The sequence below is a fragment of the Nocardia sp. NPDC004568 genome (assembly GCF_040609955.1).
Lineage (GTDB): Bacteria > Actinomycetota > Actinomycetes > Mycobacteriales > Mycobacteriaceae > Nocardia.
Map to the genome: position 1 here is coordinate 180,986 of NZ_JBEXLL010000001.1, position 23,006 is coordinate 203,991.

Sequence of the window (23,006 nt, forward strand, 5' to 3'; positions counted from 1 at the left end):
TCAGTAGCCGCCCTGGAGGTATTCGACGAGCTGTTCACGTTCGGTGGCGAGTTCGGAGATGGCGCTCTTGACCACGTCACCGATGCTCACGATGCCGACAAGTTCACCGCCGGATACCACCGGCAGATGCCGGACCCGGTGATCGGTCATGATCCGGCGCAGCCCGTCGACGTGGTCGTCGGGGGCGCAGGTCCGGACCTCGGTGGACATGATCCGCGAGACCGGGGAATCCAACAGTGCCGCGCCGTGCCGGTACAGGGCGCGGACGATATCGCGTTCGGAGACGATTCCGGCGATCCGGCGACCGTCGGAAGAGACGACCACGGCTCCGATGTTGTGTTCGGCCAGCAGGGCGAGCAGCGCGCGGATATCCAGATCCGGACGCGCGGTTGTCACGGCGCTGCCCTTGTTGCGCAGTATCTCGGCGATTCGCATGGTCACCATCCACTCGAGCGCGGGATTCCAGAATCTCGCGCCCGAGCCGCCGACGCCAGCACGAATCGGCATCGACCGCTCTTTTTCGGGTTCGTGCGGTGGGTTGGGCCGGCGCCCGGCTACTCGTCGTCGAGGCCCGCGGAGAGATAGGCGGCGGCAGCCAGCCATTGGCGACACTGGGGGCCGTGCACATCGTGGATGTGCAAGATCTCGCGTGCCTGCCGATAGGTGAGTACCGGCGGCTCGGAATTGCAGTCGGTACCGGCTTCGGGCGCCGCGTAGCGGCGTAGCGGTTCCGGGTGGTGCCCGAGCGAATGACCGCCGCCGGCGGCGCCCACGGCGTTCCGATGGGGACTTCGGAATGGTTGGATCATTCGGTTGCCCCTCACATGCGACGTTGCGGGGCGACAGCTCCGGCCGGCGAATCAGCCGAGGAAATGCTGTGGACCGCCCCTCCTGTGCGCCTGAGTCTAAGCCGCCGTCACTTACAAATGCAAGTACATCTGCAAACAACAGACGAACTCGCGCGAACCGTGTCGCCGGTGTCGTCCGCGGCGATCGGTGCTGGGGCACTGCGCCTTCCGCCGCGCACCGAGCGTCCCATCCGGTTGCGGGCCGGCGGTGGCCCTCACGGTGTGCGGGCCACCCCGCCGTACGCGGAGACCGGCGGCGTGGATTCGTCGCCCGGGGTGTCCGGACGCCACCGGTCGATCGGGACGACGCCGGGCTCCACCAGTGTCAAACCGTCGAAGACGGCCCGGATCTCCGACCGCGGCCGCGGGGTATAGGGCACGCCGCCGGTGTCGGTGTAGTTACGGCACAGCGTCACATACGCCGCGCTGTCGTCGGTGCCGTCCCACAGGACCAGGTAACTGCCGGACGGGGTGGCCTCCAGCACCGTGTGCACGATCCGGTGCATCTCCGCGAAGGACTCGGCGTGGCCGAGTACGCCCATGAACATCACGGCCACCGGTCGGGTGAAGTCGAGGACGTGGCGCGCATCGGAGACGATGAGCTCGGGACGGTGATAATCGGAGTCCAGGTAGACGGTGACCCCCGCGTCGGTGGTATCGGCCAGCAGCGCGCGAGCGTGGGCGAGGACGAGTGGATCGTTGTCGACGTAGACGATCTTGGATTCCGGCGCGATCCGCTGGGCCACCTCGTGCGTGTTCTGCATGGTCGGCAGGCCGGTGCCGATATCGAGGAATTGGCGAATTCCCTTCTCCGCGGCCAGGAATCGCACGGCTCTGATGAGGAACTGCCGGGATCGGACGGCCATGGTGGTGATCTCCGGATCGACCGCGATCCCGGCGTCACCGGCGATGCGATCGACCTCGTAGTAGTCCCTGCCGCCCATCCAGTAGTTCCAGATGCGGGCGGAGTGCGGGATATCGGTGCGGATCGCGGGCCTGTGCTCGTCGGACATGGCGGACTCCTGGGCGGTCATGGTCGGAGCGCGCCGGCGCGGAGGCCGGCGGTGGGCCCGACTGCTGGTGACACCGATGTCCACTGTGACAGTACAAGACTCGCCGCGGCCGGTCCCGTCACTCGGCGCAGTGCGAGACGACTCCGCCTCCGGCGTTCGAGCGCAGGTCAGGGGCATGGTCGCCGGTGCCGGGGGTCTGTGAACGCGGCGTGGCGAACTTCGTGCTATCGTCCTGATGTCGGTGCAGATGCAAGAACACCTGCGTTTGCATCTGTAAGGACCGACGGTATGCGACAGTGGCGTCAGCGACCATGAGCAAGGAGTGGGTCCTATGTCGGAAGTAACGAACCAGGTGATCGGAGCCTGGCGGAAGAGCACCTTCAGCAACCCGAGCGGGAACTGTGTCGAGTTCGCCGAGGCGGCCAACGATCTGGTGGCCATGCGTAACTCGCGCTTCCCCGACGGTGGGGTGATCTTCTACACGCGCCCGGAGATCGAGGCTTTTCTGCTGGGCGCCAAAGCCGGAGAGTTCGACGATCTGGCGGGTTGAGAGGTAACATGGGCCGTCGGCGTGGTGCGCCCGATCCGTTGAGCGGCGCACCGTGGGTTAACCCGAAATCGGAGACGACTCCATGATCGCAGAGCCCGAGAACCGTGGTGGTAGGCAATCCGTCGAGGCGGAACGCGGCCCCACGGTTCTACGTATCGCTCTGGGCGGCCAGTTACGCAAACTGCGCGAGAGCAAGAAGATCACCCGAGAAGCCGCGGGTGACGCCATCCGCGGTTCCCATGCGAAGATCAGCCGGCTCGAGCTGGGCCGGACGAGTTTCAAAGAGCGGGATATCCGGGATCTGCTGACGCTGTACGGCGTCGACGATCCGGAAGAGCGGGAGAGCTTTCTCGAACTCGCGCGTAAAGCGAACGAACCAGGATGGTGGCACCGCTACGGCGATCTGCTGCCACCCTGGTTCGGCACGTACCTCGGTCTGGAGCAGGCCGCCAGCAAGATCCGTACCTATGAATCGCACCTCGTGCCCGGTCTGTTGCAGACACCGGATTACGCCCGCGCGGTGGTAACGCTCGGTTATGAGGATTCCGATACCGATCGCCGGGTGGCGTTCCGTCAGCGCCGGCAGGAAATCCTGCATCGTGCCGACCCGCCGGTCATCTGGGCGGTACTCGACGAAGCGGCACTGCACCGCCCTGTCGGTGGCCGGGAAGTGCACCGGGCGCAGATGGAACATCTGCTGGATCTGACCCGGCTGCCGAATGTGACGATCCAGGTGGTCCCCTTCTCCGCGGGCGAACATGCTGCCGCGGGAAGCTCTTTCACCATTCTCCGCTTCGCCGAGACCGAGCTTCCCGATATCGTCTACCTCGAACAGTTGACCAGCGCGCTGTACCTGGACCGGCGTGAGGATCTGGCGCTGTACCTGTCGGTGATGGACCGGTTGAGTGTGCAGGCAGCGCCGCCGGAGGAGTCACGCAAGATCATCGCGGACTATACGAAAGGCCTGTGAGGCCGGGTCGTGTAGCGAAAGGCGCCGCCCCGCTTGCCGTCTCGATACCGAGACGGCAAGCGGGGCGGAGTTGCGTCAGGCCCGGATGAAGGTGGATGCGACGCGCCAGAAGGTATCCGGCCGCAGCGACCGGAAATCCCAGTCGTCCGCCAACGCGTGGGCGGTGGTGACGATCTGATCGATGTCGAAATCGTCACGCGTCGCCGCACCGGTGGATTCGATTGCGTCGATAACGAATTCCACGGCGCTCTCGCGCGTCGAATCGCCGAGTGGGTGGCCGCTGTGGAGGCCGAATGTCGTCATATCAATACCGTTCGCCGGCTTGCCGATCGGGGCGGGATCGATTCTTGCTGGAGTAGTTGCGAATCGGGTCGGATTCGCCGGACTCTCCCGCAGGTGCGGCAGTAAGCCACTGGCGAATGGTGTCGTCGGCTCACTCACGCGGCCTCCCCTTGTTTTCCCCTGTATAGCGGTGTGGGAAGAGTCTAGGTCTCGGGTGCTTTCAAATGCAAGTACATCTGCACGATCGATTACCTGCCTCTGAACGGTTTTCGGTGCCGGGAATCAGCGTGCCAACGCGGCGACCGCGGCCTCGATCGGTGTGCTGCCGGTGACCAGATCCAGGGTGCGCCCGGCAGTATGGTCCGCCTCGAGCAGTGCGGCGAGTACCGCGGCCACATCCGCGCGCGGGATATCTCCCCGGTCCAGCCGCGGCGGCGCCAGCGTGACCGAACCGGTACCGGGGGAGTCGAGCAGCCGGCCGGGGCGCAGGATTGTCCAGTCCTGGTCACGGCCGCGCAGATCGTCCTCGGCCTGGCTCTTGGCGTCGATATAAGCGGCCCACACCTCGTCGGTGCCGGCGGACGGGGCCAGTCCCGCACCCATTGCCGAGACCTGCAGGAAGCGGCGGGTCCCCACCCGTTCCGCGGCCTCGGCGAGCAGGACCGAGCCGTCGCGATCGACGGTGTACTTACGGGCGACACCACTGCCCGGCCCGGCGCCGGCCGCGAAAACCACTGCGTCCGCCCCCTGGACGGTCGCGGCCAGGTCGGTCACCACCGCCTGTTCCAGATCCAGGACCACGGATTCGGCGCCGGTCGCGTACACCTCGGGGGCATGAGCGGCATTGCGGATCAACGCGATGACGCTGTGTCCCCGGCCGGTGAGGAGTTCGGCGAGCAGGAGGGCGATCTTGCCGTGTCCACCGGCGATGACGATGCGCATACGAGGTCCTTTCGTGATCAGCGTTCGGGTCCACCGGGATTGCAGGCGGCGTCGACGGTCGCGTCGTAGCCCACCGGCGGCCGCCAGGGTTCGAGATTCCAGGTGGGTTTGTCCGGGGCGATGAGTCGGGCCCACTCCCAGTGGCAGCGGAACTGATCCCACATGCCCGGGGTGTCGGCGGCCGGGTCGGCGGTACGGATCTCCCGCCAGGCACGGAGGTCGGATCCGGGAAAGGTGGTGTCGCGGCCCGCCCGGGTCGGGTGGACCCTGAGTCGTGGACCGTCGGCGTTCTCGGTCCACTCGAGGTGATCGATCAGGGGCTGCCCGGCGTACGGATCGACCGTGGGAGTGGGGCGCGTCGTCGGGGTGGTGGCCGTCGGCGCCGTGATCGTGGTCGTCGTGGTGGCCGCGGGCGCACTGCCGGACCCGATACGGGAGTTCGAACTGGCGCATCCGGTGGCGGCCAGCGCCGAGAGGATCGCCAATACGCCGGCCGCGCGGACCGCGGATTCGATCGGCATACTCGCTCCTGCGCCTCGGAGCCGGCCCGCCCGTCGCGCCGGCTGCCTCCGAGCCTAGAGGGTCGTGCCACTAGGGCGCGGATGTACCGATGAGTGCGGCGCGCGCCGCGCCCGGCCGGCGGCTCAGCGCCACAAACTGTGACAGGGTAGTCGGCGCAGACCGGGCCTGATCTTGTTGTCCACCGTCACGGTGAGTCCCGCGTGCAATGCGGCGGAGGTGAATTCCCAGGCTTCGGCAGTGGTCGCCGCGTACTCCAGAACGAGGGTGCTGCCCGCGGCGCTGTCGTCGAAGTACACCGTGATCCGGCGGGTGAGGCGGTCGCGGGCGATGTCGTCGCGTTCGGCAGTGGCCGGTGTCGTGGCATCCAAGATCCGCGTCTCCTTCCAGGCGTCCCCGTCGGCGCCGTTGTGTGCCACAGTAAGTTCGCACCATTGCTGAGAACATGTTCCGGTTGCGGGTCTGGGGAATTCACAGCAGGCCGCGTCCCGGGCTCGGTGCGGTTCACCACGTTCACGCCCGGGGGTCGTGCTTCCGCAGCGGGACGGCGGGGATGACTCGCGTCGCAACACCCGATTCGGCGAGTCCGCTCGTGGGTCTGCTCTCCGGTGAATGTCGTTCACGCCACGGGTGTTTCGTTTGGTCTCCGGCACCGCTCCCATGCGAAACTCGAATAATGGGTGCTTCTGGAATGCGATCGGCGTTGGAGGCGGAGACCTCGGCCGGCCCGGCGTTCACGGCGCGAGCCGCGACCGACGGTGGGCCGACAGTGCTGCGGATGGTGCTCGGTGGCCGGTTACGACGGCTGCGCGAGGCCAGCGGGTTGTCCCGGGAGCAGGCCGGTGATCACATCCGTGGATCGGATTCGAAGATCAGCCGACTCGAGCTGGGCCGCACCAGTATCCGCGAACGTGATCTGGTCGATCTGCTCGAGCTGTACGGGGTGACCGATTCCGAGGAGCTCGACGCGTTCCAGGAACTCGCCCGGCAGGCCAATACCTCCGGGTGGTGGCACCGCGACAACGACTGGCTGCCGAAATGGTTCGATATGTACCTGGGTCTCGAGCAGGCCGCCCAGGTGATCCGCTGTTACGAACCGCGCGCCGTGCCGGAGCTACTACAGACGCCGGACTATGCGCGCGCCTTGCTGACGCTGGCGCATCCGGGGGAGCCGGAGGACGCGATCGAACGGCGGGTGGCACTGCGGATGCGCCGCCAGCACATCCTCGACCGGCCGCATCCACCGCATCTGTGGCTGATCGTGGAGGAGGCCGCGCTGATCCGCCGCATCGGCGGTTCGAGGATATGGGGTGCGCAGATGGACCGGCTGCTGGCCGCGGCCCGGCAGCCGCACATCACGGTACAGATCCTGGCCGACCACGTGGGCGGCCCGGCGTTGGCCGACGGTGCGTTCACCTATCTGCGGTTCGCCGAGGCGGATCTTCCCGATATCGTCTATTTGCAGCAGCTCACCGGGGCTCTCTATCTCGACAAGCAGGCGGACCTGGACGCCTACCGCGCGGTCGCCAATCAACTGTCGGTGCACGCGGCGCCGCCGGAGTACACGCCGGGCCTGCTGACGGCTCTGCGCCGGCGCCAGCCTCGGATCATGGATCAGCCCGCCCGCCGGGACCCGGGCGGCGCCGGGCGCTGACCGGTCTCGGTGCCCGCGGCGGTTCGCCGGTCGTCGCACCGAATTGCCCGAGTTTTGCGTTCCCCGGGGGCAACTCGTTACCGTCTTGTGATCGAACCCAAAGCGCGGGCCGGCCGCTGATGAACTCTCCGGAGTCCCGGTAGATCGTATCGACCGGCCGCGAGAGAGGTTACTGTTCGGTAGTTATGGTGGGCAGTAGAGCCGATTCCGGGAGCACGGATCTGGAAACCGAACTCGTGGCGCATCTGCGGCGCCCCGACCGTTTCGGAGCGACCGCGGATGTGGCCACAACAGTGCGGCGCTGTCTCGCCGATATCGCCGAAGTTCTCGCGCCCGAACCCGCCGCTCCCGCCGCCGCGCCACCGGCGGTGGTGACCGCGGCGGTGCGCTGGGCGCGCGAGGGGGTGGCACTGGAAACCGTGCTCACCGCCTGCCACGAATGTGCCCGGGACGCAGTGGAATTCCTGGCCGAGCGGATCGCCGCCGCGGCATTGCGGGCCGAGGCCATGGTGGACGGGACCCGGCTGCTGGTCCGGGTGGTGGAGGTGGTGACCACCGCCGCCGCGGCGGCGTATCTGGACGAGCACCGGGTCGTCGCGCGGGAGCATCAGACCTCGGCGCAGACCATGGTGGCCGCCTTGCTGAGCGGGCACGGCGTGGCCGCACTGGCGAAACGGTCCGGTTTCCGGGTGGCGCCGGCCTACCAGGTGGTGGCGCTGGCGCTCCCGCCGCACGCCGAGGAGCGAGGCGGCGGCCCCGCCGCGGATTCGGCGGCGCGCCGGAAGTTGCGCCGGGTACAGGCCGCGCTGGGCACTCCGCTGGGATCGCGGGCGCTGTCGCTGCTGCGTGCCGACGGCGGTACGGTGCTGATCCCGCTGGAAACGGACCGATCCGGCCCGGACGATCGCACCGCGGCGGGCCTGATGAGCGCCGAGGTGCTGCAGTTGGTGGCCGAGGCCGCGGAGGTGCGTCCCATGGCAACGGTCGCCGCGGGCGCCACCGCGGAGGTGCCGGAACTGGCGGGCCGCACCCATGACGTCCTGGCCCGGCTCCGGGCCGGCGGGCAACCTCCGGGCCTGTACCGGATAACCGACGATGCGACCCCCGAACGGGACGGCACGGTGGCGGATGCCATGCGAGTGCACCGGCTGCCGCGTCCGCTCGCCGCGGCGGGTCCGCGGTCCCGTCCGGGCGCACCGGGAGCCGCGTGATGGCTGAGCCGGGTGCGTGAGCGTTGCTGCGAGGTATGAGATGAAAGCACGGTTCTCGGTCGTTTCCGCCTTGGCCGTACTGGGCGTGCTCGCCACCGCGGTGGCGCCGGCGGCCGCGGCGGACCCGCCGCCTCCCGTGCCGGCCGGCCCGGCCACGAGCGCACAGGAGCCCGGCGGCCGGTTGCTGCGCGTGCAGGTGCTCGCCGATCGGCGGATCCGGTTGCACATCCGGTCGGCCGCCATGGGCCGCGAGATCGCGATCGACACCCTGATCGGCTCCGGTCCGGCGCCGCGGCCCACCCTGTATCTCCTCGACGGCGTGGACGGCGGCCCGACCTCCGGTTGGCTGACCAAGGGCGGCGCGGCCGAATTCTTCGCCGACAAGCCGGTCGACGTGGTGCTGACCACCGGCGGGACGGCGAGTATGTACGCCGACTGGCTCCGGGTGGACGCCGCGTTGGGCCTGAACCGCTGGGAGACCTTTCTCACCGAGGAACTACCCCCCATTGTCGAGAAGTACTTGGGCTCCAACGGAACCCGGGCGATCGCCGGTGTGTCCATGGGCGCGCAGGCGGCGATGATGCTGACGCAGCGGCATCAGGGTTTCTACCGGGGCGTCGCCGGGATGAGCGGCTGCTACTCCACCTCCGATCAGCTGGGCCGGGCGGTGACGACCATGACGGTGGCCTCGCGTGGCGGCAATCCGGAGAATCTGTTCGGCCCGCCCGCGTCGCCGGAGTGGCTCGCCCACGACAGTCTGCTGGGCGCGGACACATTGCGCGGCACCCGAATCTATGTGTCGGTGGCCAACGGTTCCCCCAGCGATGCCGCGCTGATGTCGATCGGGGACAGCCCGGAAATTCTGGCGGTTCTGCTCGGGGGCGGTTCGCTGCTGGAATCGGGCGCTCATCTGTGCACGCAACGATTCGCCGGCCGTCTCGCCGAGCTCCATATTCCCGCCGTGGTGGATTATCTCCCCGCGGGAACGCATTCCTGGCCGGATTTCGAAGTGCAATTGCATCGTAGCTGGCCCACGCTGAGCGCTGCTCTGGAAATTCCGCAGAATTCGTGAATCGAGGGACACGTCCTCGAGCTTTTCGATATATGGGCCGGCGGGTCCCCGGCCGCCGCGGCGCGTCCGGTGTGGAATCCGGTGCCGGGTGGCGGCCTTCAGGGCGAGGGCCGGTGGGCGCGGTCGAATGCCCGGCCGTGGGGAGAAAATTCACGGCATCGTGCCGATCCAACCGTGGCGGAATACACCCGAACGCGCCGATCCGGGATCGTCGAAAAAGTATTCCGCCGGAAAACCCCGGAGTGCATCGCTCTGTGATGGCCGCCAAATCCGTTATCCGTGGTTCGTGAGTTCTCCAGTTCCTGATTGTGTTCTGCCGGAAACGGTTTCGGCGCCCGTACTGTCGGCGCAGCTCGCCTGCCGGAAAAGAGCACGGCGGCAGGCGAATCGGACAGTGATGTTCTCCAGGAAGGCCCCCGATGACAAGACTGAAACCTGCCCGGCTGCGGTCGGCGGTGGTGCTGGCCGCCGCGGTGCTCGTCTGCGGACTCGCCGGTACCGGCGCGCAGGCGGAGCCCGCGCCGGCGCCGACCGAACAGGATCTCGCCGCCTATATCGCGGCCGGCCGCACCGGGCAACCGGTGGCCGGCACCGGCAGTGCGAGCGGCTCGGCCTGTCACTCCGGCAGCGGCGCCGGGTCCGGTAACGGGTCCGGAGACTGCTACGGCGGCTCGGGCAGCAGCTCCGGTCTGTCGGGCGGATACGCCTCCGATACCGTCGGCTACGGACCGTCGCAGACCGCGTGGCTGGCCGCCTTCGGCTACGGGCTGGCGCACGGCGACGCGGCACCTCCGGGCGCCAACGACTGGAACTGCAAACCCACCGCCGAACATCCACATCCGGTACTGCTCGTCCACGGCACCTGGATGAACGCCTACAACGGGTTCGCTTTCATGGGGCAGCCGTTGAAGGAGGCGGGCTTCTGCACCTTCACCTTCAACTACGGTCGGTCGAACTTCGTCCAGGGTGGGGGCGTCGGGTCGGTGCTGCCCGGCACCATGGGCACCGGGTACATCCAGGATTCGGCGAGACAGCTCGCTGTTTTCGTCGACCGGGTGCTCGCGGCGACGGGCGCGGCGGAGGTCGATGTGATCGCCCACTCGCAGGGCGGTTCGATGGCCAACTGGTACACGAAGTTCGAAGGTGGCGCGGACAAAGTGGACAAGCTGATCACCTTCGGCGCCACCCATCACGGGACCACTCTCGACGGTATCGGGGCGCTGGGCCGGGCCATCAACAATTTCGGTATCGATGTCCTCGGTTTCATCGAGATCTTCGTCGGCCACTCCGGTATCCAGCAGACGGTCGGCTCGGATTTCGTCGACGAACTCAATGCCGGCGGCGATACGGTGCCGGGCGTGGATTACACCGTCGTGGGCACGCGCTACGACGAGGTGACCACCCCCTACGATCTGACCTTCCTGCACCCGGGCCCCGGTGCGACGGTCCGCAACATCACTCTGCAAGACGGCTGCGAACAGGATCTCTCGGATCACCTGACGGTGATGTACTCCCCACGGGCGCTGTCCATCGCGCTGCGGGCGCTCGACCCCGCCCGGTTCCCGGCGCTGCAGTGCACCTTCAATCCGTGGCTGATCGGCGGCGGCGGCAAGCTGTGACCGGCGCGTAGACGAGTGCGCTCCGGAGCCCGGCCGGCCCGACTCCACCGGTCGGCTCGGAGCGCACACGGCCGCCGCGGATGTCGCACCGGTTGTCCGCCTCACAACCGGTGTCCCCTCGTCCGCGCGGCGGCAGTACGCCCGCCGGGTGAGCCCACCGCACAGCTCATCCGGCGGGCCGCCACCGGCCCGGTACCGCGCCCGGGCCGGTGGCGCCGCGGTCTAACCGCGGGTGAGGAAATCGGCCGCCCGGGCGCCGATGAGCACACTCGGCGCGTGGGTGTGTCCGCGCACCAGTACCGGCATGATCGAGGCGTCGGCGACCCGGAGTCCGCGCACACCGCGCACCCGCAGTTGCGGATCCACCACGCTGTTCTCGTCCGAGCCCATCCGGCAGGTACCGGCCGGATGGTAGAGGGTGTGCGAATAGCCGTTGAGTGCCAGCGCGCGGGTGGCTTCCGAAGCGCCGTCGGCGGGTGCGTCCGGCGGATAGCAGAGCGGACCCAGCACCTCGCGCATGGCCTCGGTCTCCGCGATCTCGGCGCAGTACCGCAGCCCGGTCATCAACGCGGCGCGGTCGATGCCCTGTTCATCGGAGAGGTACTTCGGATCGATCACCGGCTTGGCCAGCGGATCGCCGGAGGCCAGGGTGATGGTGCCGCGACTGTGCGGGCGCACCAGGACGGCGGCGAGGATGACGCCGTGGGCGGTCGGCTCGACCAGCCCCTCGTGGTAGAACGGCGCGGGCGCGTAGACCAGTTCGAGATCGGGGTGTTCCAGCTCGGGGCGGCTGCGGAGGAATCCGTACGCTTCCCCGACGTTCGAGGTGAGCATGCCGCGATGGCGCACCAGGTAGTTGATCAGCTGGGCCGGTTTCTCGGCGTCGAACAGGGAATCGGTGTCCACGCCGTAACCGAGTCCGGTGACCAGATGGTCCTGCAGGTTGGCGCCGACCTCCGGCGCGTGGTGGCGGACCGCGATCCCGTGGCGTTCGAGTTCGGCGCGATCGCCGATACCCGAGAGCATGAGCAGTTGCGGGCTGTTGATCGCGCCGCCGCAGAGCACCACCTCGGTCCGGGCCGTCACCGTGTGGATGCGGCCGCCGCGCGCGTACTCGACACCGATGGCGCGATCCCCGTCGAACAGGACCCGGGTCGCGGTCGCTTCGGCGTACACCTCGAGATTGCGCCGTTTCAGCGCCGGCCGCAGAAACGCGTCGGCGGTGCTCCAGCGCTTCCCCTTGTACTGGGTGACCATGGTCTGGCTGAACCCCTGCGGTTCGGGCAGGTTCGGTTCCTCCACGGGGTAACCGCGCTCGGCCACCGCTCGCAGGTAGGCAGCGGTCGACGGGCGCGGACTGCGCTGGCGGGAGATGTGCAGCGGGCCGCCGGTACCGTGGTCGGGCGCGGTCGCGCCCTCGACGTCCTCGATCGAACGGAACTGTTCGACCGCCCGGTCGAAGCCCCATTCCGGACCTCCGGCCACCGACCACTCCTCGTAGTCGGCGCGGAAGCCGCGCACCCACATCTGGGCGTTGAGCGAGGACGAGCCGCCGAAGGTCTTGCCGCGGGGCCAGTAGATCCGCCGATCGCCGAGCTGCGGCTGGGGTTCGGTGAGATAGTCCCAGTCGTAGGGGGTACGGAAGAGTTTGGCGAAGGCGGCCGGTATGTGGATGAGTTTGTCCTTGTCGGCAGGGCCGGCCTCGAGCAGGATCACCGAGCGGCCCGGGTCCGCGCTGAGCCGATTCGCGAGCACGGCTCCCGCCGATCCCGAGCCGACGATCACATAGTCCGCACTGACTTCTGTCACCTTCGCACCTTTCGATCTCGTGTACCCGCCAACATACGAGAGCGGCGCCGGCCGCGAGGCGACTTCGCGGCAGCGCGCGGACCGATCGGAAAACTGCGTTCGCGGGTGACTTCGCGCGCCGCCGGGGTATAACCTGCGCATGAGTTACCCGGTGGATTTCGGGGTGCTGCAGGCCGGTTCGATCCTCGCGATCATCCTCGGTGTGGCGCTGCTGGTTTCGGCGTTGTTCGCATTGCGCAAGAGGGGGCCGCGGGCTCTCATCGCACGGGGCGCCGGTGGCGCGCTACTTCTGGTCGCCGCGGCGCTGGTGCTGTGGATCGCCACACTCGTCCAGACCTATCTGGGCTTGACAGGGGAGGTGCGGGCGGCGCATGTGGTGGTGGCGCCGGTTTCCGGGGCGGAACACCAGCTCGAGGTACAGCTGACGCTGTTCGACACCGACGGTGGCACCACCGAGCGCAGTACGCACCGGGTCGAGGGCGATATGTGGGTACTGCAGGCGCAGCTGGTGGAGCTGGAGCCGTGGGTCAACGCCCTGGGCTTCCATTCCGGGTACAAGGTCTCGCGCCTGTACGGGCAGCGGCTCGATGGGGTGGCCACCCGGCAGAACCACATCTTCCTCAACGGCGGCGATCGCGATTTCTTCGAGGATATGAGCGAGAACCGCTGGTTCACTTCGCCGTTCGTCCGCGCGGCCTACGGTAACGCGGTGATCGCGACACCCGGCGAATACGACGTGTTCATCTCGCGTGACGCCATCAAGACCCGCGCGGTGGAGTGAGCTGTCTATCGGTCGCCGGTCGCGGCCCGGCAGATCTCGCTCAACTCCTCGACCACCGTGTCCAGTGCGGCCGGTCCACGTTCGGTGCGGGCGACGATCAGCGCGCCTTCCAGCGCGCTGATCACCAGTAGCGCGATCGAGCGGGCCCGCTCCGGCGGGGCCCCGTCCTCGACGAGTTTCCCGGCGACGAGCTCGCGCAGGGTCTCGAACGCCGATCCGGCGGCGGCGACGGCGCCGGGTTCGTTGCCGAGTGCGGCGGCGGCGATCGGGCAGCCGAGCGCGTAGTCGTGTTTGTCCAGGCCGCGGGCCAGCATATCGGCGAGTGCGCGGAGGGCCGCCGAGGTCTGGGGCGCCGTCAGTGCCCTGGTGACTCCCGTGGTCACCCGGCTGCTCGCGGCCTCGGTGGCCTCGGCCATCAGCTGTGCCCGGCCGCCGGGGAAGTGGTGGTAGACCGATCCGCGCGGTGCGCCACTGGCCTGAAGTACGTCGGTGAACGAGACCGCCGCGACTCCGCGCCGCCGGATCAGTGATATCGCGCTGTCGATCATGGCCGCCCGGGGCCCCTCGGGATCCTTCGGTCGTGGCATGCGCTGCTCCCTCTTGCCCGCTGATTACTATGTATGTTGTCATACTTATTATCGTTTCGCCGTGGAGAGCGGCCCAATTCTGCTGGAGGATTCGTTGACCGGGATCGATGCGCTGACCCATCCCTTCGATACGGCCATCGCCGTGGAGTACACCGACGCGCACCAGCTGGCCGGTCACACCTGCCCCGACTACGCCAATATGGTCGGCCCATTCGGCGGCGTCACCGCGGCGGCGCTGCTGCGCGCGATCGAACGGCACCCCGAACGGATCGGTGATCCGCTGTCGCTGACGGTGAACTACGCGGGCCCCATTGCCGACGGCTCCTTCGAGATCACCGCACGGCCGGTCCGCACCAATCGCACGAATCAGCACTGGCAGCTCGAACTCACCCAGGACGGCACGGTCACCACCACCGCGACCGCGGTCTTCGGTATCCGTCGCGACACCTGGTCGGACCTCGAGCTGAGCATGCCGTCGGTGCCGGCGCCGGACGCCGACGACGTGGTACCGCAGATCTTCCCCGACTTCATCGCCTGGGGCCGCAACTACGATCTGCGGTTCGTCGCCGGCGCGATCCCTGAGGTCGAGCCCAGCGCCGAGGTTTCGGAGAACCCCGATTCGGTGAGCACCCTGTGGCTGCGCGACACCCCGGCCCGGCCGCTGGATTTCGCCTCGCTCACCGCCATGTCGGACGCGTTCTATCCCCGGGTCTTCCTGCGGCGCGGCCGCTATCTACCGGCCGGCACCATCTCGCTCACCGTCTATTTCCACGCCACCGCCGAAGAACTGGTCGCCCAGGGCACCGAATATCTGCTGGGCCGCGCCCGCGCGAACCGCTTCGGGCACGGCCACTTCGATCAGATCGCGCATCTGTGGGGTCACGACGGCACGCTGCTGGCGACCAGCCATCAGCTGGTCTACTTCAAGGGCTGAGGCCCGGTTCAGCTCGCGGCCGGATCGGTCACCGGCGTGATCGGCAACCGCAGCGCGCCGGGTGCCGACTCCGGGACCACCGGGGATTTCGGCGCCACCGGGGTGATCCGCCGGTACGGCGCGTCCTGCGGGGGGCGAGGGTCCTGTTCGCCCTTGTTCGGCCAGTACGCGGCGGCGCGTTCGGCCTGCGCGGTGATGGTCAGGGACGGATTGACCCCCAGGTTCGCCGAGACCGCGGCGCCGTCCACCACGCTGAGGGTCGGGTAGCCGAAGACCCGGTGGTAGGCGTCGATCACCCCGCTGTGGCGGTCGGCGCCGATGGCGGCACCGCCGAGGAAATGCGCTGTCAGCGGGATGTTGAACACTTCGCCCCAGGTACCGCCCGCGGTGCCGCCGATGTGTTCGGCGACCCGGCGGGTGGCCTCGTTGCCGGCCGGGATCCAGGTCGGGTTCGGCTCGCCGTGCCCCTGTTTGCTGGTCAGTTTGCGGCCGAAGAGTCCGCGGGTGGTGTAGGTGGTGATGGAGTTGTCCAGGTGCTGCATCACCAGCGAGATGATGGTCCGCTCGCTCCAGTTGCGGACGCTCAGGAAGCTGAGCAGCAGCAGGGGATGACGTAGTGCGGTACCCAGGAAGCGCAGCCAGCGCGGCACCCGGCCGCCACCGTCGACCATGAGGGTCTGCAACAAGCCCATCGCATTGGAACCCCGCCCGTAGCGCACCGGCTCGATATGGGTGTCGGGGGTGGGATGGATCGACGAGGTGATCGCGACGCCCCGTGTGAAGTCCTGGCCCGGCGTGAGTTTCTTGGTCGCGGCGCCGACGATCGATTCGGAGTTGGTGCGGGTGAGCAGGCCGAGCCGATCGGACAGTTCCGGCAGGACCCGGCGGTCGCGCATCTCGTGCAGTAGGCGCTGGGTGCCGAGAGTGCCCGCGGCGACCACGACCTGGCGGGCGGTGTAGGTGGTGCGCTGTGTGCGCACCCAGGCGCCGGTGCGCTGCGCCGAGACCACCCAGCTCCCGTCGGGCTGCGGCCGCAGTTCGGTCACCGTCGTCATCGGCACCACCTGTGCCCCGGCGCGTTCGGCCAGATACAGGTAGTTCTTGACGAGGGTGTTCTTCGCGCCGAACTTGCATCCGACCATGCAGTCGCCGCATTCCAGGCATCCGGTGCGGGCCGGGCCGACACCACCGAAGTACGGATCGTCCACGGTTTCGCCGGGCTCACCGAAGAACACGCCGACCGGAGTCCGGACGAAGGTGTCGCCGACGCCCATATCCTCGGCGACCTGTTTGAAGACTTCGTCCGCCGGGGTCATATGCGGGTTCTGCACTACGCCGAGCATGCGCTTCGCCTGCTCGTAGTAGGGCGTGAGTTCGCCGCGCCAGTCGGTGATATCGCGCCACTGCGGATCCTGGAAAAACGGCTCCGGCGGTACGTAGAGGGTGTTGGCGTAGTTGAGGGATCCGCCGCCGACGCCGGCCCCGCCGAGGATGAGCACATTGCGCAGGGGGTGGATGCGCTGGATGCCGTAGCAGCCGAGTTTCGGCGCCCACAGGAATTTGCGCAGATCCCAGCTGGTCTTGGGAAGCTCGTCGTCGGCGTAGCGGCGGCCGGCCTCCAGGACGCCGACGGTATAGCCCTTTTCGATCAGCCGCAGGGCGGTGACACTGCCACCGAACCCGGAGCCGACGATGAGGACATCGAAATCCGTGGCCGCCTCGGACATGGGACTTCTCCTTGGGTTCGGATGGTCAGCAGTGACTTGCGGTAACATTAACACAGCGCGTCCGGAGCAATGCTCACTACTGTTGACAGTGCTCTCTCAATTGGCCAGGGTGGTCCTATGACCACTCCCCGTGCCCGCGCCCGGGCCCAGACCATGATCGATATCAAGCGGATCGCGCGCGCACATCTTGCCACCGACGGCGCCGCCGCCCTGTCGTTACGCGCGGTGGCCCGCGACCTGGGCGTGGTCTCCTCCGCGGTCTACCGCTATGTCCGCAGCCGGGACGAATTGCTGACCCTGCTGGTCGTCGACGGTTACGACGCGCTGGGCGATGCCGTGGACGCCGCGCTCGCCGCCGCACCAGACGATCCGATCGAGCGGTTCCGGGTCACCGCGCGTACCGTCCGCGCCTGGGCGCTCGCCGAACCCGCCTGGTACGGCCTGCTGTTCGGTACCCCGGTCCCCGGGTACGCCGCCCCGGCCGATCGCACGGTCACCCCGGGCACCCGCGTGATCGTGACGCTGATGGGCCTTTTCGCCGCGGCCCACCGCCGCGGACTGCTCACGCCCCCGACGACGGGCCGGCCGCCGCTCATGGGCCCGCTCGCCGATGATTTCGTCCGGATACGGGCCGAATTCGGCCTCGAGGTGCCGGACTGGGTTCTGGCGCGCGGCCTCACCGTCTGGTGCGCCCTGTTCGGCGCCGTGAGTTTCGATGTCTTCGATATGTACGGCGCGGGCACTTTCACCGACCGCGCGCAGGTCTTCGAAACCCATATCGCCGGGCTGGAATCCCTGCTCGGCGTCGCGTGAGCGAGCCGGAGCCACGCGCTCGACGCTACCGGCCGGCTTCCGCGGCCTTGTCGGTATCCGCCTCCGGCGTCGTCGGATCCGCGGCCACATCCGCGGCCGGATCCGCCTCGGCCACGGCCACATCGATCTGTTCGCTGATGTAGCGGACCACCACGGCCACCACGGCGACCACCGGCACCGCCAGGAACGCTCCCGTGATGCCGTACAGGGTGCCACCCCCGGTGACCGCCAGCAGTACCACGACCGCGTGCAGTTTCATCGTGCGGCTCTGCAGGACCGGTTGCAGCACATTCCCCTCGAGCTGCTGTACCGCGATGATGATGACGAGCACGATGAGCGCGGTGGTGAACCCGTTACCGACCAGCGCCACCAGCACCGCCAGCGCACCGGCGACGAACGCGCCCACCATGGGAATGAACCCGCCCAGGAAGGTCAGCGCCGTGAGCACACCCCACAGCGGCACGCCGAGCAGTACCAACCCGAGCCCGATGAAGAACGCGTCGATAAAGCTGACCAGCGCCTGGGTGCGGATGAATCCGCCGAGCACATCCCAGACCCGCACCAGCACTTCCTCGAAATGCCGGCCGCTGCGCCCGCCGGTGAACTTGTGCATCCAAGGAACGAATTTCGGCCCGTCCTTGACGAAGAAGAAGCTGAGGATCAGCACCAGGAAAATGGTGACCAGCACGGAGGTGGCGGTGCTGACTCCGGTGAAGACACCGGAGGCGATCTGTTCGGCACTGGACTGCACGCGCGACACCACCGCGTCGACGGCCGAGTTCAGCTGTTCGTCGCGGATGTTCAACGGGGGGCCCTGCAACCAGTCCCGGACCGTGTTGATACCCGTGGTGGCCTTGTCGGAGAGTTCGGGTACCTGATCCACGACCGAGGGCACGATCAACGCGATACCGCCCGCGAGCACGCCGATGAAACCGATCAGCGTGAGCGAGGCCGCCGCGGCCGGCGGCAACCCGGCTTTCACCAGCAGGCGGGTGGGCGGCCAGAGCACCGTGGAAACCACGATCGCGAGCAGCACCGGCAACAGGACCACCCACAGCCGGGCCGCCAGGAACCCCAGAACCCAGGCCCCGGCCGCGATGGCGACAACGCATACCGCCCATTTGGCCAGCCACAACACGCCGGAACCGAAGACGTCCCCCCGATCGGGAGGCCGCGTGGCACTGGTGGAGCGAGTACGGTCGGCGCGGACTTCCTTCTCCCCGTTCACCCGGCCAGTCTCGCACGCCCGGCCCGGTCCGGCATCGCACCGGTCCGGGCCGAACGGGTCACAGCACCACGCCGGGGTTCAGGATGGCGCGGGGGTCGAACGTCCGACGCAGTTCACGCTGGATCGAGGCGTTGACCGGGTCGAGTTCACGGGTGAGCCAGGTCGCCTTGAGGCGGCCCACCCCGTGTTCTCCGGTGATGGTGCCGCCGAGTGCGAGCGCGGCCGCGGTGACGGCGTCGAAGGCGGCGGTGGCCGCGGCGACCGAATCGGCGTCGCCGCGGTCGAAGATGATCGGCGGATGCAGGTTCCCGTCGCCGGCGTGGCCGAACACGCCGATCGTCAGGCCCGTCTCCGCGGCGACCCGCTCCACGGCCTCGATCAGTGCCACGACTTCCGCCCGCGGAACACAGACGTCGTCGAGCAGCCAGTCACCGAGGCGTTCCAGGGCCGGCAGCGCGAGCCGCCGTGCCTCCAGCAGCATCGCCGCGGCCTCACCCAACCCCATCTTCGCGTGCGCGTCCACGGCCCGCAGGGTGGTCCGGTCCAGGATCTCCACCGCCGAACACGACACCCCGGCCGCGGTGATCGCGGCCACCGCGGACCCGGCCGCGGCCAGATCGGCGAAGGAGGCCACCAGGGTCGCGGCCGGTCCGGGCGCCGGAACGAGCCGCACGGTGATCTCGGTGATCACACCCAGGGTCCCCTCCGACCCCACGAGCAACCCGGTCAGGTCGTACCCCGCGACGCCCTTCACGGTGCGGGTGCCGGTCCGCAGTACCCGCCCGTCGGCGAGTACGACCTCCAGCGCTTCCACGAAGTCGCCGGTCACCCCGTATTTCACACAGCACATTCCGCCCGCGCCGGTGGCGACATTGCCGCCGAGCGTGCAGAAGGCCACCGACCCGGGATCCGGCGGATACAGCAGCCCCTGTGCGGCGACCGCCGCACGCAGCTCCCCGGTCACCACCCCGGGCTGGGCCACGGCGAGCCGTTCGACCGGATCGATCGCGAGGATGGCGTTCATCCGGTGCAGCGACAGCACCACCCCATCCGATACGGCGTTCGCGCCACCGCTCAACCCGCTGCCCGCCCCGCGGGTGACCACGGGAACCCGGAGTTCGTGGCAGGCCCGCAGACAGGCGGCGACCTCGTCGGTGCTGCGCGGGGTGAGCACGGCGAAGGGCATGCCGGCCTCGGTGAACCGCGACTCGTCGCGCCGGTACGCGGCAACGATCCCGGGGTCGTCGATCACGATGTCGCCGGCGAGTCCGCCCAGCGCGCGCATCAAATCCGTCCGCCGATCGACCGCGGCCGTCATCGAGCGGCTCCCGCGCTCACCTCGGTATCGGCTCCCGGCTCCTCGGCCGCCGGTGGCCAGCCCTGCGTCAGCAGCATCTCCCGCAAGGTGCGTTTGACGATCTTGCCGTAACCGGATTTGGGCAGTTCCCGCCAGACCACGACATGCCGCGGCACTTTGTTACCCGCCAGTTTCGTCCGCAGGAACTCGCGCACCGCGTCGCCGTCGACGGCGGTATCCGGCCGGGCGACACAGACCGCCACGCCGATCTCGCCCCACTTGGGATCCGGCATGCCCAGGACCGCCGCCTCGCCCACATCCGGGTGCTGGAGCAGTTTCTCCTCGATATCGCGCGGGAAGATGTTCGAACCGCCGGAGATGTACATATCCGAGGCCCGGCCGGTCACGTACAGGTAGCCGGTGTCATCGAGCATGCCGAGATCGCCGGTGCGGAACCAGCCGTCGCGGAACGCCGATTCGTTCGCGGCCGCATTGTCGAGATACCCGTGACAGACAGCCGGTCCGGCCACACAGATCTCTCCCGGTACGCCCGCGGGCATCTCCGCGCCGTCCTCGGCCTGGATGCTGACCTGCATACCGGTGCGCGGGAACCCGCACGTCCCGAACTCCACGCCCGCCGGCCGGGGATGGTCGTGGGCGTCCGGCGGGAGCACGGTGATATTGCCGGTGACCTCGCCCAGGCCGTAATACTGCACCAGCACGTCCCCGAGCACGGCGCGCGCGTATTCCTGGTCGGTGACGTACATCGGCGCCCCGGCATAGATCACGTACCGCAGCGAGGAATGGTCGCGGACCCGCGCGGCCGGGTGCTCGGCGAGCATTTTGAGGATGGTCGGCACGGTGAACATATTGCTCACCCGTTCCTGCTCCACCAGCCGCCACACCTCGTCGCCGTCGAGTCCCGCGGCGACGGGAATGACCGTGCGCGCGCCGCGCGCGATCTGTGGCAGCAGATGGATCCCGGCGCCGTGCGACAGTGGCGCCACCGCGAGCGAGACATCGCCGACGCCGGTGCCCGGCATCAGATCGCAGAGGTGGTTGAGCGTCACGAAACCCATCTGTTCATGGGTGAGCACGGCCGCTTTCGGTGTTCCCGAGGTCCCGGAGGTGAAGAAGTACCAGGCGTGCTGCCCGACCGTGACGTCCTGGTCGCCCAGCCGGGGCCCGTCCGCGGGTATCGCGGCGACCGCGTCCGGGCCGTTGCCGGCGATGGTCATCGTGCCGCAGTCCAGCCCCCCGGCGGCCGCGATCTCGGGCACCTGATCGGTCAGGCTCTCGTGGACCAGCAGCAGTCGCGGTGTACAGACGCCCGCGATCACCGCCACATCGGCGGCCGTGAGCCGGAAGTTCGTAGGGGCCAGTACCGCTCCGGCGCGCCAGGTGGCCAGCATCGCCTGCACGAACTCCGGATGATTCGGGCTGTGCAGCATCACGCAGTCGCCGGACCGGATCCCCCGCGCGCGCAATTCCGCCGCCAGCCGCGACACCCGATCGTCCAGTTCCCGCCACGTCCAGCGGATGTCCCCGTGGACGAGGGCGTCCCGGTCGCCGAAGCGGCGCGCGGTCTGGGTCAGCAGATGCGCGAGATTCATCGCCCGAGTCGACGGGGTCCCCATCACGCGACCTCCAGCACCGACGCGTAGTTGGCCACCGCCGCCCCGCCCATATTGAACACCGCCGCCCGATCCGCCTTCGGCAGTTGCATCGCACCCGCCTCGCCGGTCAGCTGCAACGCCGCCATCACGTGCTGGGACACACCCGTCGCACCGACCGGGTGCCCCTTGGATTTGAGCCCGCCGGAGACGTTCACCGGCAGCCGGCCGTCACGCTCGGTGATCCCCTCGGCGAGCACCGTGGCACCCTTGCCCGGCTCGGCCAGCCCGAACGCCTCGTACTGGATCAGCTCCGCCAGCGTGAAGCAATCGTGGGTCTCGATCAGATCGAGCCCGTCCAACCCGACTCCGGCATCACCCAGCGCGCGGGCGAATGCCCGGCGTGCCCCGTCGAAGGCGATCGGATCGGCACGGTCGGCGACCGCGAAAACATCGTTGGATGACCGCGTTCGTCCAGAACGCCACCATGCTGTACTGCCTGCGCTTCCTGCTCGGCGTGGCCGAAGCGGGCTTCACCCCCGGCATCCTGCTCTATCTCACCTACTGGTTCGCCCAGCGTGACCGGGCCCAGGCCTTCGCGCTCTTCCTCGTCGGCATCCCGTTGTCCTCGACCATCGGCTCGCCACTGGCGTCGTGGCTGGTGCAGAGCGGTGAGGGACTGTTCGGACTCGACGGCTGGCGGTTTATGATCCTGGTGACCGGGCTACCCGCGGTGCTGCTCGGCCTGGCCTGCCTGTTCGTCCTGCCCGACCGTCCCGCGGACGCCACGTGGCTGTCCCCGGCCGAACGTGAGTTGTTGGAGGCCGATGTCGCGGCCGACCCCGAGGAGACCCGGTCGGGCCACAGCGTGCGCGGCGTCCTCGGCAACCGCAAGGTGTGGTTGCTGGGCCTGGGATATTTCGGCCTGGTCTACGGCCTGTACGCGATCAGTTTCTTCCTGCCCACGATCATCGACGGCTTCCAGAACCGGTTCGACGTCACCTATTCGGTGGTCGAGGTCGGCCTGCTGACGGCCGTACCCTACGGCTGCGCGGTACTGTTCACTCTGTTCTGGGCGTGGCATTCCCGGGCGAAGGACGAGGTCCCGCTGCATGTCGCCGGGTCGGCGGTGCTGGGCGCCACCGGAATTCTCGTCGCCATCTGGGTCGATTCGCCGTACGGGATCCTGGTCGGTGTGGCCCTCGCGGCCATGGGCCTGTGCTCCGGGATCCCGCTCTGTTTCGGAATGTCGACGAAGTTTCTCGCGGGCGCGGCCGCGGCGGCGGGTCTGGCGCTGGTCAACACTGTCGGTAATCTCGGTGGCTTCGCCGGACCCTATATCTTCGGCTGGGTCAAGGATCTCACCGGCAGCGACGACACCGGCCTGTATCTGATCGCCGGGCTGTCCGCGATGTCGGCGGTGATCGCGTTCGCGGTCTCGCGCTGGCGATCGCTCGGCACGGACGCGACCGGACCGACGGCGAAACCGGACGGTACAGCGGCGCGGCCGGTCGAGGTCGGCTGAGCACTCCGGCGA

The 23,006-nt window shown here is 68.5% G+C and carries 23 protein-coding genes and 1 pseudogene; 10 read left to right on the plus strand and 14 right to left on the minus strand.

Annotated elements, in window-relative coordinates; all coding sequences use genetic code 11:
• The 3 genes from ABZV91_RS00660 to ABZV91_RS00670 all read right to left on the minus strand — a co-directional run bounded on the left by ABZV91_RS00660 (position 1) and on the right by ABZV91_RS00670 (position 1,861).
• Complete coding sequence (locus ABZV91_RS00660; RefSeq protein WP_355233609.1) at positions 1-435, minus strand: CBS domain-containing protein; 435 nt, start codon at positions 433-435, stop codon at positions 1-3.
• A gap of 119 nt (positions 436-554) precedes the next feature.
• Entirely contained in the window at positions 555-809 is a 255-nt protein-coding gene (locus tag ABZV91_RS00665; protein ID WP_355233493.1) for a hypothetical protein, read from the minus strand.
• 254 nt (positions 810-1,063) lie between these two features.
• Positions 1,064-1,861 (minus strand): SAM-dependent methyltransferase, encoded by a 798-nt coding sequence (locus ABZV91_RS00670; protein WP_355233495.1) that lies wholly within the window; start codon positions 1,859-1,861, stop codon positions 1,064-1,066.
• Between the two features lie 331 nt (positions 1,862-2,192).
• On the opposite strand from ABZV91_RS00670, the gene ABZV91_RS00675 reads away from it, so the two are divergent.
• On the plus strand, positions 2,193-2,411 hold the full coding sequence (locus ABZV91_RS00675; protein WP_355233497.1) for a DUF397 domain-containing protein: 219 nt from the start codon (positions 2,193-2,195) through the stop codon (positions 2,409-2,411).
• Positions 2,412-2,493: 82 nt separating this feature from the next.
• Positions 2,494-3,381: a helix-turn-helix transcriptional regulator gene (locus tag ABZV91_RS00680; RefSeq protein ID WP_355233499.1), complete on the plus strand. Its 888-nt coding sequence runs from the start codon at positions 2,494-2,496 to the stop codon at positions 3,379-3,381.
• Between the two features lie 75 nt (positions 3,382-3,456).
• Here the strand turns inward: ABZV91_RS00680 and ABZV91_RS00685 are convergent, their stop codons facing one another.
• The 4 genes from ABZV91_RS00685 to ABZV91_RS00700 form a co-directional block, all read right to left on the minus strand.
• Positions 3,457-3,822: a hypothetical protein gene (locus tag ABZV91_RS00685; protein ID WP_245563992.1), complete on the minus strand. Its 366-nt coding sequence runs from the start codon at positions 3,820-3,822 to the stop codon at positions 3,457-3,459.
• Between the two features lie 123 nt (positions 3,823-3,945).
• Complete coding sequence (locus ABZV91_RS00690; RefSeq protein WP_355233501.1) at positions 3,946-4,605, minus strand: NAD(P)H-binding protein; 660 nt, start codon at positions 4,603-4,605, stop codon at positions 3,946-3,948.
• 17 nt (positions 4,606-4,622) lie between these two features.
• A complete protein-coding gene (locus ABZV91_RS00695; RefSeq protein WP_355233503.1) occupies positions 4,623-5,126 on the minus strand; it encodes a DUF2599 domain-containing protein in 504 nt (167 codons plus the stop codon).
• Positions 5,127-5,249: 123 nt separating this feature from the next.
• Positions 5,250-5,543 carry a hypothetical protein gene (locus ABZV91_RS00700; protein ID WP_355233505.1) on the minus strand — a complete coding sequence of 98 codons (294 nt, stop codon included), beginning with the start codon at positions 5,541-5,543 and terminating at the stop codon, positions 5,250-5,252.
• Positions 5,544-5,902: 359 nt separating this feature from the next.
• On the opposite strand from ABZV91_RS00700, the gene ABZV91_RS00705 reads away from it, so the two are divergent.
• The 4 genes from ABZV91_RS00705 to ABZV91_RS00720 all read left to right on the plus strand — a co-directional run bounded on the left by ABZV91_RS00705 (position 5,903) and on the right by ABZV91_RS00720 (position 10,680).
• Positions 5,903-6,778, plus strand: coding sequence for a helix-turn-helix transcriptional regulator (locus ABZV91_RS00705; RefSeq protein WP_355233611.1), 876 nt, complete (start codon positions 5,903-5,905; stop codon positions 6,776-6,778).
• 185 nt (positions 6,779-6,963) lie between these two features.
• The gene (locus tag ABZV91_RS00710) at positions 6,964-7,989 is read left to right on the plus strand and encodes a transcriptional regulator (protein ID WP_355233507.1); all 1,026 of its coding nucleotides are present in this window, start codon (positions 6,964-6,966) and stop codon (positions 7,987-7,989) included.
• 40 nt (positions 7,990-8,029) lie between these two features.
• A complete protein-coding gene (locus ABZV91_RS00715; protein WP_355233509.1) occupies positions 8,030-9,061 on the plus strand; it encodes an alpha/beta hydrolase family protein in 1,032 nt (343 codons plus the stop codon).
• A gap of 419 nt (positions 9,062-9,480) precedes the next feature.
• Positions 9,481-10,680: an alpha/beta fold hydrolase gene (locus ABZV91_RS00720; protein WP_355233510.1), complete on the plus strand. Its 1,200-nt coding sequence runs from the start codon at positions 9,481-9,483 to the stop codon at positions 10,678-10,680.
• Positions 10,681-10,902: 222 nt separating this feature from the next.
• On the opposite strand, the gene ABZV91_RS00725 is transcribed toward ABZV91_RS00720, so the two are convergent.
• Entirely contained in the window at positions 10,903-12,489 is a 1,587-nt protein-coding gene (locus ABZV91_RS00725; protein ID WP_355233512.1) for a GMC family oxidoreductase N-terminal domain-containing protein, read from the minus strand.
• Between the two features lie 139 nt (positions 12,490-12,628).
• On the opposite strand from ABZV91_RS00725, the gene ABZV91_RS00730 reads away from it, so the two are divergent.
• Positions 12,629-13,270, plus strand: a complete 642-nt coding sequence (locus ABZV91_RS00730) for a hypothetical protein (protein ID WP_355233514.1) — start codon at positions 12,629-12,631, stop codon at positions 13,268-13,270.
• Between the two features lie 5 nt (positions 13,271-13,275).
• Here ABZV91_RS00730 and ABZV91_RS00735 read toward each other — a convergent pair whose 3' ends face one another.
• The gene (locus ABZV91_RS00735) at positions 13,276-13,857 is read right to left on the minus strand and encodes a TetR/AcrR family transcriptional regulator (protein WP_355233516.1); all 582 of its coding nucleotides are present in this window, start codon (positions 13,855-13,857) and stop codon (positions 13,276-13,278) included.
• A gap of 136 nt (positions 13,858-13,993) precedes the next feature.
• Between ABZV91_RS00735 and ABZV91_RS00740 the strand changes: the two genes are divergently transcribed.
• Positions 13,994-14,791 (plus strand): thioesterase family protein, encoded by a 798-nt coding sequence (locus tag ABZV91_RS00740; protein WP_355233613.1) that lies wholly within the window; start codon positions 13,994-13,996, stop codon positions 14,789-14,791.
• Positions 14,792-14,799: 8 nt separating this feature from the next.
• Here the strand turns inward: ABZV91_RS00740 and ABZV91_RS00745 are convergent, their stop codons facing one another.
• Positions 14,800-16,518, minus strand: coding sequence for a GMC family oxidoreductase (locus tag ABZV91_RS00745; protein ID WP_355233518.1), 1,719 nt, complete (start codon positions 16,516-16,518; stop codon positions 14,800-14,802).
• Between the two features lie 117 nt (positions 16,519-16,635).
• On the opposite strand from ABZV91_RS00745, the gene ABZV91_RS00750 reads away from it, so the two are divergent.
• Entirely contained in the window at positions 16,636-17,331 is a 696-nt protein-coding gene (locus ABZV91_RS00750) for a WHG domain-containing protein (RefSeq protein ID WP_355233520.1), read from the plus strand.
• Positions 17,332-17,356: 25 nt separating this feature from the next.
• Here ABZV91_RS00750 and ABZV91_RS00755 read toward each other — a convergent pair whose 3' ends face one another.
• From ABZV91_RS00755 to ABZV91_RS00770, 4 genes and pseudogenes are all read right to left on the minus strand, one after another.
• Positions 17,357-18,559: an AI-2E family transporter gene (locus ABZV91_RS00755; protein ID WP_355233522.1), complete on the minus strand. Its 1,203-nt coding sequence runs from the start codon at positions 18,557-18,559 to the stop codon at positions 17,357-17,359.
• Positions 18,560-18,617: 58 nt separating this feature from the next.
• Positions 18,618-19,877 (minus strand): FAD-linked oxidase C-terminal domain-containing protein, encoded by a 1,260-nt coding sequence (locus ABZV91_RS00760; protein ID WP_355233524.1) that lies wholly within the window; start codon positions 19,875-19,877, stop codon positions 18,618-18,620.
• A complete protein-coding gene (locus ABZV91_RS00765) occupies positions 19,874-21,469 on the minus strand; it encodes an AMP-binding protein (protein WP_355233525.1) in 1,596 nt (531 codons plus the stop codon). Before ABZV91_RS00765 ends, ABZV91_RS00760 begins: the two co-directional genes overlap by 4 nt.
• A 23-nt stretch (positions 21,470-21,492) precedes the next feature.
• Positions 21,493-21,930 (minus strand): annotated as a pseudogene (locus tag ABZV91_RS00770) (thiolase domain-containing protein); the annotation flags it as partial.
• Here ABZV91_RS00770 and ABZV91_RS00775 point away from each other — a divergent pair.
• Positions 21,930-22,994 (plus strand): MFS transporter, encoded by a 1,065-nt coding sequence (locus tag ABZV91_RS00775; protein ID WP_355233527.1) that lies wholly within the window; start codon positions 21,930-21,932, stop codon positions 22,992-22,994. The pseudogene ABZV91_RS00770 and the gene ABZV91_RS00775 overlap by 1 nt on opposite strands.
• The last annotated feature ends 12 nt before the right edge of the window (positions 22,995-23,006 follow it).